This is a genomic window from Paraeggerthella hominis (assembly GCF_021044775.1).
In the GTDB taxonomy this organism is placed as follows: Bacteria; Actinomycetota; Coriobacteriia; order Coriobacteriales; family Eggerthellaceae; genus Paraeggerthella; species Paraeggerthella hominis.
This window is the reverse complement of sequence record NZ_JAJNOQ010000001.1, coordinates 55,936-70,200: the sequence shown is the minus strand read 5'-3', so window position 1 is coordinate 70,200 and position 14,265 is coordinate 55,936. Positions and strand designations below refer to the sequence as shown.

11 protein-coding genes are annotated in these 14,265 nt (G+C 60.8%); 2 read left to right on the top strand and 9 right to left on the bottom strand.

All coding sequences use genetic code 11. The features are described 5' to 3' along the window. Positions 1-58: 58 nt before the first annotated feature. From LQE90_RS00270 to LQE90_RS00245, 6 genes are all read right to left on the bottom strand, one after another. On the bottom strand, positions 59-931 hold the full coding sequence (locus tag LQE90_RS00270) for a MaoC/PaaZ C-terminal domain-containing protein (RefSeq protein ID WP_216528459.1): 873 nt from the start codon (positions 929-931) through the stop codon (positions 59-61). Between the two features lie 227 nt (positions 932-1,158). Then, positions 1,159-2,733, bottom strand: a complete 1,575-nt coding sequence (gene caiC, locus LQE90_RS00265) for a crotonobetaine/carnitine-CoA ligase (protein ID WP_216528679.1) — start codon at positions 2,731-2,733, stop codon at positions 1,159-1,161. 220 nt (positions 2,734-2,953) lie between these two features. Further along, a complete protein-coding gene (caiB, locus tag LQE90_RS00260) occupies positions 2,954-4,168 on the bottom strand; it encodes an L-carnitine CoA-transferase (RefSeq protein ID WP_114566024.1) in 1,215 nt (404 codons plus the stop codon). Positions 4,169-4,240: 72 nt separating this feature from the next. Then, complete coding sequence (caiA, locus tag LQE90_RS00255; protein ID WP_114566023.1) at positions 4,241-5,392, bottom strand: crotonobetainyl-CoA dehydrogenase; 1,152 nt, start codon at positions 5,390-5,392, stop codon at positions 4,241-4,243. 70 nt (positions 5,393-5,462) lie between these two features. Continuing rightward, on the bottom strand, positions 5,463-6,458 hold the full coding sequence (aes, locus tag LQE90_RS00250) for an acetyl esterase (protein ID WP_216528458.1): 996 nt from the start codon (positions 6,456-6,458) through the stop codon (positions 5,463-5,465). 93 nt (positions 6,459-6,551) lie between these two features. Further along, complete coding sequence (locus LQE90_RS00245) at positions 6,552-7,844, bottom strand: MFS transporter (protein ID WP_216528457.1); 1,293 nt, start codon at positions 7,842-7,844, stop codon at positions 6,552-6,554. A 303-nt stretch (positions 7,845-8,147) separates the two neighbouring features. Here LQE90_RS00245 and LQE90_RS00240 point away from each other — a divergent pair, with 303 nt between their 5' ends. Beyond that, positions 8,148-9,611 (top strand): helix-turn-helix transcriptional regulator, encoded by a 1,464-nt coding sequence (locus LQE90_RS00240; RefSeq protein WP_231088143.1) that lies wholly within the window; start codon positions 8,148-8,150, stop codon positions 9,609-9,611. An 8-nt stretch (positions 9,612-9,619) separates the two neighbouring features. Continuing rightward, on the top strand, positions 9,620-10,210 hold the full coding sequence (locus LQE90_RS00235) for a hypothetical protein (RefSeq protein WP_231088141.1): 591 nt from the start codon (positions 9,620-9,622) through the stop codon (positions 10,208-10,210). Here LQE90_RS00235 and LQE90_RS00230 read toward each other — a convergent pair. From LQE90_RS00230 to LQE90_RS00220, 3 genes are all read right to left on the bottom strand, one after another. Next, positions 10,200-11,135 (bottom strand): LysR family transcriptional regulator, encoded by a 936-nt coding sequence (locus LQE90_RS00230; RefSeq protein WP_114566020.1) that lies wholly within the window; start codon positions 11,133-11,135, stop codon positions 10,200-10,202. The two genes, LQE90_RS00235 and LQE90_RS00230, sit on opposite strands and share 11 nt — an antisense overlap. 145 nt (positions 11,136-11,280) lie before the next feature. Beyond that, positions 11,281-12,546: an MFS transporter gene (locus LQE90_RS00225; protein ID WP_225749106.1), complete on the bottom strand. Its 1,266-nt coding sequence runs from the start codon at positions 12,544-12,546 to the stop codon at positions 11,281-11,283. A 309-nt stretch (positions 12,547-12,855) separates the two neighbouring features. Beyond that, on the bottom strand, positions 12,856-14,010 hold the full coding sequence (locus tag LQE90_RS00220) for an acyl-CoA dehydrogenase family protein (protein WP_114566018.1): 1,155 nt from the start codon (positions 14,008-14,010) through the stop codon (positions 12,856-12,858). Positions 14,011-14,265 lie beyond the last annotated feature (255 nt).

Genomic DNA, 14,265 nt, shown 5'->3' with positions numbered 1-14,265 from the left:
AAGCGACGGTCTTTCAGGCACCCTCAGCCCAAGGATCGACCCCGCCCGGTTGAACCTGCTACTCCCAGGTGCAAATACCGAAGTTCAAATGCGGCTTCGCGCCCGTCTCGTCCACGTCCGCATCCACCAACTGGAAGCGAATCTCCTTCTCCCCCACCTTCCACATGCGAGTTTGAAGCGCGGTGCCCGGAAGCACCGGCGAAGTGATCCTCGTCTTGAATCGCTTCATGCGCTCAGGCTCGCCCGGGAAAAACGAGCTGATGATGTGGCGCATGGAGAAGCCGCCCAAACTCACGCCGTGCGCGATCGGACGCGCAAGGCCGGTCTGCTCGGTATAGGCGAAGTCGATGTGCTGCTGATGCCAATCGCCCATAAGACGATAGATGAGCGGCATGTTGAGCGGCATCGTCTCCTCGACCACCGCATCGGGCGCACGATCAGGCATCTCGACGATGTCCTTCGGCGGCTTGGGCCCGCCCCATCCACCGTCGTAGATGCACACGTCCCATGTCTCGGTTTCGCACAACAGCGTCCCGTCGGAGGCGAAGGAACGCCCCGTCTGCTTCGACAGGCACCCGCGGCCCTCGCCGCGGTCGTACAGCGCGTCTTGCGTCACGAACGTCTCGATGCGGTCGCCCATCGGGAAGGGAGCATGCAGCTTGATCTCAAACCCGTAATGCAGCGAGCCATCGTAGTTGTAACCGTAGTCAAGCGTGCGCGTCATTTCCTCGTGCACCGTCAACGGCACGCCGAAAATGGGGAGCACCTTGAGCTGCGGGTTTTCCGCGTCATGTTCGTTCACGTACTCAAGATCGGTCTTGCCGTCGAATCCCGCGTTGCAGCCGAGCGCGCAAATCTCCAGATCCTTGAACGTGTACTCCCGCACGAACGGCCCGAACTCCTTGCCCACGATTTCAGTGCTAATAGCCATGACGCCTCTCCTTATCTCCCAACCAGAAAAACAGCACCCATTCACCAGGTTCTCAAGTACGCCCCGTCCACCGACCCCTTTCCCCGCTCTCGTCGAAAGTCGAGCACGTTCAAGAGACTTCGCAGCGACGGGCGGCCCGGGCGGTATCCACCAAGCGAGTTCCGCAGCGAAGCGAGGACTGTTCGAGCGACTGGATGCCGCCCGGGCCGCCCGTCGCCGACAACAGGTTACTTCAGCAACTTCTTCTCGATCTTCATAGAGCACGTGCGCGGAAAGTCGTCGACGATCTGAACGAACGAGGGAACCTTGAACCCCGCCATGTGCTCCTCGCAAAACGCCAGCACCTCCCCTTCGGTGATCTCGACGCCCGCGCGCGGCTTCACGAAGGCTTTGACGGCCTGGTCGCGAATAGGGTCGGGCACGCCGATCACCGCGGCCTCGTCGACGGCGGGATGCTGCATGAGCACGCTTTCAAGCTCGCTGGCCGATATGTTCTCGCCCGCTCGCTTGATCATGTTGGCCTTGCGGTCGACGAAGAAGAACCAGCCGTCCTCGTCCATGTAGCCCTTGTCGCCCGTGCGCAGCCATCCATCCTGGGTGAACGTACGCGCCGTAGCCTCGGGGTCGTTGTAGTACTCCTTCATGATGGTGCGCCCGCGCGTGCCCTTGACCTGGATCTCCCCCAGTTCGCCCGCAGCGGCTTGCGCGCCGTCGTCGCCTGCGATGCGAACCTCGTACCCCAAGCCCGGGCGTCCGACGCTCGGCCAACGACGCGGACCGGTCGGAGGGTCGGTAAGCACCCAGCTGATCGACTCGGTGGAACCGTACGTGTTCATGATGCGCACGCCGTAGCGCTCCTCGAACGTGCGCTTCTCCTCGTCGGAAACGGCCAGGAAGTACAGCATCTCGCGCAAGCAATGATCCTTTTCGTTCGGATCGACCGGTTGCAGCAGCAGGGTGCGCAGCATCATGGCCACGCATTGCACAACCGTGGCCCGATAGTCGCGGATCTGCTTCCAGAAGCGGCTCGCGCTGTACTTCTCCACCACGATGAGCGTGGCGCCTGCCGTGAGCACCGGGGTGAGCGCCGCCAGTTGGAAGTTGGAATGGCAGGCAGGCATGGTCGAAAGCATGCGGTCGTCGCGTGTAAGCGACACTTCCCAATCGCCATACAAGCCGCTGAACAGCATGTTCGCATGCGTAAGCACAACGCCCTTCGGACACGACGTCGTGCCCGACGTAAAGATGATCTCAACCGGGTCGTTCGAGGCAAGGGGGCGTTCCTCGCGCAGCACGGTCGGCTCGCACGCGCGCGCCTTGTCGAAACAGCGCACCGGAACGGAAGAGGGCAAACCTGCTTCTGCATCTGCCGAACCGCGCGCAACGAACACGCCTTTGGCAAGATAGCCCTGCTCGTCAGCCAAACCGTCGTACAGGCCGACGAAATCCGCCTCCACCACTGCGCACGACGCGCCGGTACGCTCGAGCACGAACGCCGCCTCTTCGGCCAGGTACTGCTCGTTCATCGGCACCATGACGGCACCGATCTTCGCCAAGCCGAACAGGCACATCATGAACTCGGGGCAGGTGTGCATCTGCACGGCCACCCGCTCGCCCGCCTCGATGCCCAACGTGAGGAACAGGTTGGCGGTTCGGTTGATTTCCTGGTCGAACGCGCTGTAGGAAAACTCGCACGTCGCGCCCTCGCGATCCTGGAAGATGAGGAACGTGCGGTCACCGCACGAGTCGACGAGTCCCGTCCAAAGGCTTCGCAGCGTTTCGTTTCCTACGATGTCGGTCACCCGTCTCACCCTTCTCGTCCTTCGACCCCTCGTTCAATTCCCTACCCGCACGATGCCGCCGTTCGACCGCGCTTCGCTTTCGGAAGGCGGCATCGTGCGGGTGCGCGGAACGTTCGGGCCGCGCACCCGCATCCGGTTTCACCGGACGGCGGTCCCTTGAAAACGGAACCGCGCTACGGGCGGCGTGCCTATCGCAAGCCGCCCGCCAAACGCATGGACCTTATTCGCTGATCTTCACGACGCCGGCCTCGGCCAGCTCGTTGATCTGCTCGGGCGTGTAGCCCAGCTTCGTCATGATGTCCACGGTGTCGCCACCCTGATGCGGCATCGGACGCCAGATCTGACCCGGGTTGTTCTTGAACTTGGGGAACACGCCCAAGCCGTGGAACGTCTCGCCGTCGACGGTCTCCCAGTCAACCCACGTGTTGCGCAGCTTCAGGTGCTCTTCCTTCACGAGATCTTCCATGTCGTTGACCACCTGGGCAGCGATGCGGTGCGCAGCGAAATCCTCTTCGATGTCGTACTTGGAGTTCGCCAGGCAGTACTCCTCGAACGCCTTCTGGATCTCGTCGGCATGCGGGTTGGACAGCCACAGGCCCGACGTGTCCTCGGGAATGTCCTCGGTGCCCCACAGATGGCCCAGGCCGATGGTCTCCAGGAAGTACTTGTTCTGGTCGACGCCGTACAGGCACACGCCCAGGAAGCCGTCCTTGCACTTGAACTCGCCGATGCCGCACAGGTTCTGGTTGCGCGCGCCAGGGCGGGGCCACTTGATGCCCTCGTTCAAGTAGTCCACCAGGTAGTACTGGCCGATGGCAAGCAGCGTCTCGTACATGGCCAAGTCGATGCTCTCGCCCTTGCCGGACTTCTCGGCCTTGTAGAGGGCCGCCAGCGCCGAGCTTGCGATCATGAGCGTGTTGAAGTAGTCACCGGCGTACGGTCCGGGCAGCATCGGCTGCTCCTCCGTGCCGTTCTGCATGATGATGCCGGAGTAAGCCATCACCGTCAGGTCGTACGCAGCGCGCTTGACCATCTTCGGGTCGCCTTCCTGGCCGAAGCCGGAAACATGCACGATGACCATCTTCGGATTGAGCTCCCACAGCACGTCGTCGGTGATGCCCTTGCGCGCCCACGTGCCGCCCTTCGATGCCTCCATGAAGATGTCAGCATCCTTCACAAGGTCGAAGAACACCTTCTTGCCCTCTTCGGAGAAGTAGTTCAAAGCCACGGAACGCTGGTTGCGGCGCTCGGCCTGCTTCACGTACGCGGTATCGCGGATGGTGTCGCCCGCGCCGGTGTTCTCGAGCCAGATGACGTCGGCACCCCAGTCGGCCATGAGGTCGGCTGCTTTCGGGCAGGCCAACTCGACTGCTGCGTAGACGACCTTGACGCCGTCGAGGGGGCCGTAGGACGGCTTGTCGGTAGGAATTGCCATGTTGTTCCTCCTTGTTCGCATGGGTTTCAGGATGCGGGGGCGCTATCCGCGCCCCCGTGGACGAGCGGCAGGTTACTTCTGCTTGTACTTGATGGAAGCGCCCTTGGAGGTGGCCAGGATCATCATCTCGTCGGTGCCGCCGGAAACGCGGTCGACGCGCAGGTCGCGCCAGATGCGGTTGATGCGATGCTCGCTGGCCACGGCGATGCCGCCCATGATCTGCATGGCGTCGTCGGTCACCTCGAAAGAGGCGTTGGCGCAGTAGTACTTGCACATGGCGGCCGCTGCGGCGTTGAAGTTGCCGTCGTTGTTGTCGGCGTTCCAAGCAGCCTCGTACAGCATGTTCTTCATGTTGGTCAGCTTGATGCACATCTCGGTGATCTTGAGCTGGTTGAGCTGGAAGCGGCTGATGGGCTTGCCGAAGGCGATACGGGAGTTCGCATGCGCCATGGCGTCCTCGAACGCGCAGATAGCGGTGCCGTAGTCGCACGCGCCCACGAGCCAGCGCTCGAAGTTGAAGTCGGACACGCCGCGCATGAAGCCGTTGCCCTCTTTGCCGAAGATGTCCTTTTCCTCAAGTTCCACGTTGTCCAGGTAGACTTCGCAGCAGCTGTCCATGCGCAGGCCCAGCTTGGTCAGCGGGGACAGCTTCACGCCCGGCTTGGACATGTCGACGAAGAACTCGGTGAACACGGACTCGTCGTCAGCGTTCTTGGCCATGATGACCAGGTACTTCACGCCAGCGGAGGAGGTGATGAACGTCTTGGTGCCGTTCAGGTAGATCTTGCCGTTCTCGCGCTTGTACGTGGTGGCCAGCGCGCCCACGTCGGAGCCGGCACCCGGCTCGGTGCATGCGGAGTTCCAGATCTGCTCGCCGGAACCCAGCGTGGACATGACGGCTTCGATCTGCTCTTCGGTGCCCTCGCGGATGATGGTCTCGAAACCGGGCAGCTGATACAGCACGTAGGTGGGAGCGCCGTACTTGCCCAGGATCTCGTACACGGCCATCAGCGTCACGCACGGCTGCTCAAGGCCCAGACCGCCATGGCTCTCGGGAAGCATGATCTGGTCGAAGCCCAGCTCGCACAGGCCCTTCACCCAGCGAAGCGGGTACTCGTGCGCTTCGTCGCACTCGTGGAAGTAGGTCTCCCAGTTCTCGCTTTCCATGTACTCGCGGTAGCTATCGACGATCAGCTCCTGCTCGTCCGTCAACTTGAAATCCATGACGATCCTCCTTTTTGTATGCGTTCAGCGGGATCCTCCCGCTTTGAAACCTGAATGATGTATCTCTCGCCTACAGGCCCATCTGCTGGCGATAGAAGGTCGCACCGTGCTCAAGGGCGTCGTTCGCCTCGTCGAGCATCTTGGTGTAGTGCAGAAACGCGTGGATAACGCCTTCGAACAGTTCGAAACGGTACGGAACCCCGTACTCCTCGCAGATCGTCGCCAGCGTGGTGCTGTCGTCGCGCAAGGGGTCGTACTCGGCCGCCGCGATATAGCAAGCAGGCATGTCGCGCGTCATGTCGTTGAGGAACAGGTTCGCGTACGGGCTTTCCTCCAGCTCGGCGGGATCGTTCGCGTACATCTGCATGTAGAACTTCCAGTCCGCCTCGGTCAAGCCGTCCCACGAGCCGCCCAGAAGGCGCATCGAAGACGAATCCTTGAGCCCGAACCAGCCGTAGTACAAAAGGCAGCACTTCACGAAATCGCTGCCGCCCAGCTCCTCGCGCAGATACATCGTGGCCGCAAGGCTCAGATGCGCGCCGCCCGAATCGCCCGCGAACGACAAGCGCTCGCCGTCGATACCGTGCTCGGCACCGCGCTCGTGCAGGTACGCAGCAACAGCCGCAACCTCGTGAACCGCGCTCGGGAACTTCGCTTCGGGCGAAAGCCGGTAATCCACGGCCACCACGGCAACGCCGGCGTTGCGAGCAAGCACGCGGCAGATGCGGTCGTGCGTGTCCAGGTTGCCCAGGACGAACCCGCCGCCGTGCACGTACACGATAGCCGGAGTCTCAGGCTTGCTCGCGGCGCGCGCCGCGGCGGACTCGTCAGTGGGATAGTAGTAACGCACCGGGATGTCGCCGTACGGACCCGCCACGGCAGCGTCGAGCTTTTCGGCCATGACCGGGCCGCCTTCGACCCAGTACGCGCGACCGGCAACGTAGTTCTCGCGCATCTTCTCGAAACCCACGCTCGTGTCGTTCGCGTCGCCAGCCAGCTCGTCTTCCTTCGCCAGCACGGCGTTCATCTGCGGATTGATCAGAGACAGTACATCGAGCTTGTTCACGTTCGCCTTCCCTTTCCGATCGGTGATGCAAAGCCGCGGAGGGCTCGGGCGAACCGTCGCCCTCCGCGGTGATCTGTAAACGCAGCGCTTGGATTACGCCTCCTCGGCCTGAGCGGTCGAGCCGAAGTGCTTCTTGACCGTGCGGAGCAACATGACCAGGCAGAAGCAGCCGATGACGCCGAACATGATTTCGAATCCGAAGATCATGTTGAAGGCGGCGGTGCCCTGAGCGTCGATCATGCCGCCGTACCAGGTGTGGATGAACACGTCAGGCAGGAAGCCGACGACCGAGAGGATGCCCGTAGCGGTACCGAAGATGGACATCGGGATCTTGACCTCGGACAGCGGGGAGGAGCCGATGGAGAAGGCGCCGTAGGTGGTGAAGCCGAACACGACCACCAGGATGGAAGCGATCACGGCACCGGAGGGATCCTGCGGGAAGAGGATGAACCCGACGAGCACGGCGACGGAGAGGATCAAGCCGCCCAGGATGGCCTTCGAGGGGCTCTTGATCTTCGTGGCGATGTAGCCGATAACCGGGCCGGCGATGAGGCCGATACCATAGGTGCGGATAAGGCCGACCACGTTCACCAGGTTGCCGTCGGCGTTGAAGCCCTGCGTCAGGTACGGGGTGGTGTAGGTAGCGCCCTGGTACACGGCATACACGCAGAAGTAGGCGACGCAAGCCCAGATCACGCCGGGATGCTTGACGGCCTGCAGAGCCTCGGACACGCTGAACAGCTTCGCGTCCTTGTTGATCTCGCCCTTGAAGTCAGGGATGATGAAGTACGAGACCACGCCCAGGATGGCGATCATGACGCCCAGGAAGATGAGCATGGCCTGCACACCGGCGGAGCCGGAGATGGCAGCGATGATGCCGGCGTTGATAAGGCCGATGACCAAGCCGGTCACGCCGTAGATGGAGTAGCTGACGCCGATCTTGGAGGCGTACTCGTTCTCCTCGCAGCACAGGCGGATCACCTTGAAGCGCGTGCCCCACCACACCAGGATAGAGGTAACGCCCATGAGCACGAACAGGATCAAGCAGATCTGCACGGAGGGCAGCGTCGCGTATACGAACACGAGCACTGCGGTGGCCAGGAAGCCCAACCACGCCAACGTGCGCATCCGGAACTTGTCGGCTACGATGCCGGAAGGCAGGTAGCAGATCATGGCAGCGATGCCGTAGGCGGACACCATCAAGCCGAGGTCCGCGTTGGTGGCGCCGAGCGCCTGCATCAAGGGATCGTAGAACACGTTCTTCAGGTACATAGGCGCGTAGATAATCGACGAGCCCATGGAGATGAGCACGACGAGCGCCCACTTGTGCAGCGTGGAGAGTTCCTTATAGGTAACCTCTCCCTTGCTCTTGGCAAGCAACGACATCTTTCATTCCTTTCTCCTTGTCTTTGCCCGGCCTCGCAGCCGGCCGCCGGTAGCTTTCCCTCGGCGTCCGGCTGCCAAGTCGAGCCGATGGGTGCATTCTGTCCTCGAGCGGTCGAATTAGCATCGCAAAATGCCCACTAATTAGGCGAATACTTAATTTCTTGCGAGGGTTTCATGACGAACTAGTGATAGGTTTCTATACTAACGATTGCGAAGCTATGCACTGCAAGTGCTGAACAATCTGAGCAGTTCAGCGGCATCATCATCTATCACAAACGCACGATAGGAAGGATGGTCGACTTCATGGCACCCCAAACGGCAGCATCCCCTGCCACCGGAACGGAACCGCGCGAGGCTTTTGCATCCATCATGGCCCGCCCGTCGTTGAAGTACGTGGGTTTCGCGCTTCTTCTTGCCTGGCACTACGCGCTATGGTTCGTTCCCCACATGTTCGCGCAGACTCAGCTGCTCGATGAGCGCGTGACAATCGCCTGGCTCGTGAACCTGGGGGCCACCGTCCTCTTTCTTTTAGTGTTCGCCTTCTTGCTCGGACGCAAGAAGCACCTCTCATCCTATAAATGGATGTACGTGGCTGCCCCTGCGTTGACGGCGGCAGCCACGTTGGCGCTCTGCCTGCTCCCCCAGGTGTTCACTGTTCCGGGCTTGGCGTACGCGCTTTCGTTTTTCCTGGGAGCAACCGAATCGGCTATGTGGATCCTCTGGGGCGAGCGCTACGCGTGCGTGAAGGCGAACTACTCGCTGCGCCACATCGGCACGACGTTCGGCGTGGCGGTCCTGGCAACCGTCGCTATCGCCTGGGCGCTGCCGACGTACGTGACCACGGTGTTCGTGGCCGCGCTGCCCATCGCATCCGGCGTGCTGCTGGTGCAGGCTCGTCGCGACGGCGAGCGGTCCTTTCCCGTCCTGCTGCCGAAAAGCGCGGCGCAAGGCGGGCTCAAGAACATGGTAGCCGTCAGCGCCATCACGTTTCTAGCGAGCGTCGCCTGTTACTTCCTGGTCGCCATCATTCCCTGGGAAGTGCTTCCCACCGACGACCTCAGCTTCACCCTGGGCATCATAGGCGGAGCCGTGCTCATGCTGGGACTGGCCGGAATAGCTCTTCTCACGAAGGACAAGGCCAACATATTCAAGATGTTCCCGTGGATGATCGTGCTGCTGATAGCGGCGTTCGGCCTTTTCCTGGCCGACCCGGCCACCTACTTCCCGTCGTTCATCATGGCCACGGGCATCTCTTCGCTCATGGAGATCCTGCTCATCATGTACTTCGGCATCTTGACGTCGAAGGGCTACGTCACGCCCGCCATGGCCTTCGCGTTCGCCGGCGGGTTCGTACGGGCGGGCATCGCCGTGGGCAACACCTGGGCCGTAGGCTACGAGCACGCACCGCAACTGGCAGCGGCCATCACGCCGGAAACGTGCCTTGCGCTTATCTGCTTGCTGGCGGTATTGCTGATCCCGCTCGTGCGCCAAGAGTTCAACATCATCGCCCTGACCGCAGCCCCGCCCACGAAGGCCGAAATCGACGAGATTTGCGCCGAAGTGGCGAAGGAGTTCAGCCTGTCGGGTCGCGAAAGCGAAATCCTCGTGCTTATCGCGCGCGGGTACACCACTAACAACATGGCCGAGAAGCTGGTGATATCGCCGTACACCGTGAATACCCACGTGCGGCATATCTATGAGAAAATGCAGATACACAAACGAAGCGAGCTGCTGAACTACCTTAATATGCAGCGCAGCGACTTTTAGGAGGGGTTTTGGGGGAAGCGAACGCAACCGAGCAGCGCATGAGCCCGACGCGCACGCGCGCGTCGTGGAAGCCCGGCGTAAGCAGCCACCCCCTGCCGTTTTTCCGCTGCACCGAATGCCACGCCGTGCTCTGCGCCGTCGACGACGCAGCGGATCTTCGGATCGACCGCTCGCTGCGGCGCGAAGACGCGACGCTCCCCTTCGCCGGAAACGCGTTCGCCCCTTCGTGCTGCGGACGGCTCATGGAGCGCTTGGAGCCGCTTCCCGACGGCCAACGCGCCGGTTTCTCGATCGGCTACGAAGTGGTAGGCGGAGTCGACGCGAACGCGCTGCGCGTTCGATGGAGCTCGACAAGCGATCATCCGCTGCGCTGGGTCGCGCTCAAGACGTTCACCGGCGTGCAGCTGAAGTACGTGCTGCCCGGGAAAAAGCCACCGCTCGTATTCGCGTTTGCAGACGAGGACGCCTACGCGTACTGCAACGAGGATCCATGCCGCGCTTGCACGTTCCGCTGCAAGCGCGGCTTTCACCTGTACGCCTACCTGGACGGCCTAGGCTTGATCGACCAAGCCGTCCACGCAGAAACCCTTAGGACGTAGAGACAGGCCGCCCTTCGGGCCAATGGCCGAAATCCACATCATCTGAATCGAACCGCTTGACGAAATCGATGAACGAGCGAACTGCCCCGCTTTTGTAATGCTTCTTGCTGCACGCGAGGTACACCCAGTAAAAATCGCGGGGAACGCCTTCGATGGGAATCATCGTGATGTCCGAGAACAGCTTGATCCCAACCGAGTTCAGCATGAGCGCGCCGGTACCACCGTCAATCGAGATCACCGAAGCCATGGAGATGTCGTCGTCGTAGTTTTGCACAACGCCTTCAAGAGCCGCTTCTTCGAGCAGCTTTTCAACTTGTTCTCCTATGGGAATTCCCCGTCGATACGTGATAAGGCGCATGCCGCGCAAGTCGTCGAACGTCACCGAGGAGCGCCGCGAAAGCGGATGACCGGACCGAACGCACAGCTCGAGCGGACGGTTCAGCACCGGAAAGTAGGCTATGTCGGGCTCGTTTTCCCGTTTCCCGCAAAACGCCAAGTCCAAGGTTTCGTTGTGCAGGTTCTGCGTCAGGTAGTTCGTGAACGCCTGATGGATCTCGATGCTCACGTTGGAGCCGAATTCCGCCTGGTAGGCGCGCAAGAGCGCCGGCAGGTAGTCGTCCTGCACGGTAAAGATCATCCCCAGATTGACAAGGCCGTGCAAGTCTCCCTTGCGCGCCTCCATGGCGGCAACGCCCTCGTCAAGCTGGCGCAACGAAGCGCGCACGTACTCGTAGAATTCCGCACCGTGCGGCGTAAGCTTAATAGATCGTCCGTCTCGCTGGAAAAGAGGAAGCCCCAGTTCCTTTTCGAGCGAGGATATAGCGTCGGACAGCGTCGGTTGCGTGATGTACAGCTCCTTCGCCGCCCGCGTGTAGTGCTGCAGTTCCGCCAACTTCTTAAAGTAGTACAACTGCGATAAGTTCACGATTTCCCCCTCGTTCGCCTCGAAGCAATGATATAAGAAGCCCCCCCCCCCCGACAAGACTTCCCATATACCGAAAAAAAGGGGATCCGCAAAACCGGATCCCCCGTGAAGCTTTTCAGAAGAGCCGCCCCTTTTTCTCGAGACGTTATTCAGTCCACTGGCTCTTGAACTTTTTGGCGTTTGAGAAGGTGAAGAAGCCCAGCATCAGGATGAGAGCAAGCATCACGAGTCCGACGATGAACACCACGTTGAAGCCGAAGCTAGAGCCGATCCAAGCCCAGATCATGGACGCGAACGCTGCGATCAGGTTGAACACGGTGCTGACGCGGGAGTAGATGACCGAGTACTCACGCGAGCCGAACGACTGGCGAACGATGATCGGCACGAGCACGACCGCAGTGGCGTAGAAGGCGCCGAAGATGAACGACCCGATGTAGAGCATGTACTCGGAAGCGAAGCCCAGCCAGCACAGCAGGATACCGGCAACGCCGCACACGAAGGCGAACACGAGCGCGCCCTTGGAGTTCTTGTCGGCAACCGCGCCCAGGATGATCTTGAAGATAGCCTGACCAACCATCATGACCGTGGTCATGAGACCGCCGACCACCAGCACGTCGAAGGTGACGTCCGTCAGCGACTTGGTGTAGGTGGGGAACTGCATGGCGATGAGAACGGCGATGTTGATGATACCGGCGCACACGCAGACGGCGTAGAACGCAGGGGTCTTCATAGCCTTGGCAGCAGAGAGGCCCATCGGCTTGGCAGGAGCCTGGCCGGCGGCGACGGAAGCGCCGTACGGAGCAAGGCCGCAGTCCTCAGGAGAGTTGCGCACGCAGAACAGCGTGAACGGCAGCGAGGTGACAAGCGCGATAACAGCCCAGATCAGGTAGATGGTGTGGAAGTCCATGCCGCCGGAGCGCAGCGCGGTGAACACCGCAGACCAGATAGCGCCGCCGATGCCCGTGAAGGCCATGCACAGACCGATGAACGTACCCGCCTTAGCGGCGAACCAACGGTTGATGAGCGTGGGGATGGCAAGCCACAGGATGGAGATCTCGCCCAGGCCCAGCAGCACGGCCGCCAGGTAGAACATCCAGATCTCGTTCGAGAAGCTCATGAGCAAGAACGCACCGCCCACCAAGCAAGCGGAGACGGACAAGATGATGCGGATGTCCATGGTCTGCAGAAGCTTGCCCATGAACGGAGAAGCGACGGTCATCGTCAGGTACATAACCGTGACGTACATGGCGAAGGCGGTAGTTTCGACCCCCAAGCCCTCAGCCACGACCGGCTGGAACAGGCCCCACGTGGAGAAGCACAAGGCCGAGCATCCGAACGTGATCATGATGCCCGTGAGAACGACGAGCATGTGGCGCACGCTCATCTTCTCTTTCGTTGCTGTTGTACTCAATTTGATCCTCCTAAGAATGTCTGTCGCCCCTTTTCGTGAAATTGAGTCACACGAAAAGGAACGGCGCCCCTGAACCGATACTACACAGAGCTGGCTCTCTGGGCAGCATTGTCCCCCGTTCGCCGAAACGTGAGAATGGTCATACTTGAGAAACTGACCGAGGAAATGCTTCCTCAATGGACAATTGCCTATATTTGAGTAGATATTACATACAAAAAAGACCTGCAGAATCGAAAACGCATTCTGCAGGTCATTAAAACACAGGACAGGGATGCTCTTTGCGCCGCATCCCAACGCAAGAAATTTCCCTTAGTATTTGTCCAGAACAAGCGGTGCGGCAATGTACACCATGATCTGGTCCGTACCCTCTGCAATCTGGTTGCCGCGACAATCCTGCCAAATTTGACTGACGCGCGCATGCTCGGTATAGCCCATGCCGCCGAGTATCTGCATGGCGGAACTGGCCACGTCGGTTGCAGCCGCCGGGACGTAGCGCTTCATGAGCGCCACGGACAGCCGCTCGTCGTCTTCCCCGTTGTCCACGGCAAGACAGGCGCGATACAGCATGGAGCGCATGTTGTAGATGCTCACCTCCATGTCCACGAGCATCTGCTCGATCTGCTGGAACCGCCCGATCTGCACGCCGAACGCCTTGCGGCTGCGCGCGTGCTTGACCGCGTCCTCCATAGCCGCGCGCGCCATGCCCAAAGAGCCCGCGCACGTTGTCACGCGCCCGAACTCCAGCATGCGGAACAGCTGACGGAAGCCGGCGTGGCGTCCCGTCAGACGATATTCCGGCTGTAACTCGACGTTCTCGAACACCACCGTGGAAAACGGCAGCATCGACTGTCCTATCTTGTTCACCGGATATGCGCGGATGCCCTTCAGATCGCGCGGCACCAGCCAGAATGTAAGCGCAGGGTACTTGTCCGAGCCCTCCGCATCGCGGTCGATGGCCGCAACAAGGATGTAGGGCGCGTACTCCCCGTTGTTCACGAACGTCTTGCACCCGTTCAAAATCAAACGCCCGTCGACCGTGCGGTTGTACGTCTGCATGTTCATGGAGTCCGAACCGGCTTCCGGCTCGGAGATGGCAAGCGCGAACATAAGGCGGCCCGTCTTGCGGTAGTCGTCGACGATAGCGTCGAACTCGCTTTGCGCGGCGAACTCGCCCATGAGCGCCAAATTGAACAAGTCGATCTGGAACGGCAGCGTCGCGCCCGAGCAGCGCGAAAGCTCCTCGATGATAAGAGCTTGGGAGCACAAGCTGAACGCGCCGGGGCCGTCGCCGTCCGCAAGATCCTCCAACCCGAAATACAGGTCGACGAATCCCTTGACCACCTCATCGGGCAGTCCTTGGTCGCGGCGCCACTGATGCACCAGCTCGGGCTTGAAGCGCTCTTCGCCGAACGTCCGAAACGCCTCGACGAGCTTGCGCTGACCTTCCGTCAGGCTGAAGTCCACGATGGGATCCTTTCTCCTATATATAGGCAAGACGCTTTCGTGCGCCCTCGTTTCAAGGACACGTTTTGGCTCAAGCGCCCGATCTTCTCTAAAAAGTATAGCGGGCATCTGCCCCGCCGTTACCCCCAGTTTAGCGAATTCAACCATGTCAAACGGCAAAACGCTTCCTAACCGACAAAAACCCATGCCGTTTGCGATCATGGAGCAGTCCAAGACCGCAGTCGCTCGGCCCGTCGCAAACCGAAGCAGGCTAGC

Excerpts from the sequence above, each read along its gene's own strand:
- LQE90_RS00270 (WP_216528459.1), bottom strand. The coding sequence starts at position 931 with ATGGCTATTAGCACTGAAATCGTGGGCAAGGAGTTCGGGCCGTTCGTG.
- caiB (WP_114566024.1), bottom strand. The coding sequence starts at position 4,168 with ATGGCAATTCCTACCGACAAGCCGTCCTACGGCCCCCTCGACGGCGTC.
- caiA (WP_114566023.1), bottom strand. The coding sequence starts at position 5,392 with ATGGATTTCAAGTTGACGGACGAGCAGGAGCTGATCGTCGATAGCTAC.
- LQE90_RS00245 (WP_216528457.1), bottom strand. The coding sequence starts at position 7,844 with ATGTCGTTGCTTGCCAAGAGCAAGGGAGAGGTTACCTATAAGGAACTC.
- LQE90_RS00240 (WP_231088143.1), top strand. The coding sequence starts at position 8,148 with ATGGCACCCCAAACGGCAGCATCCCCTGCCACCGGAACGGAACCGCGC.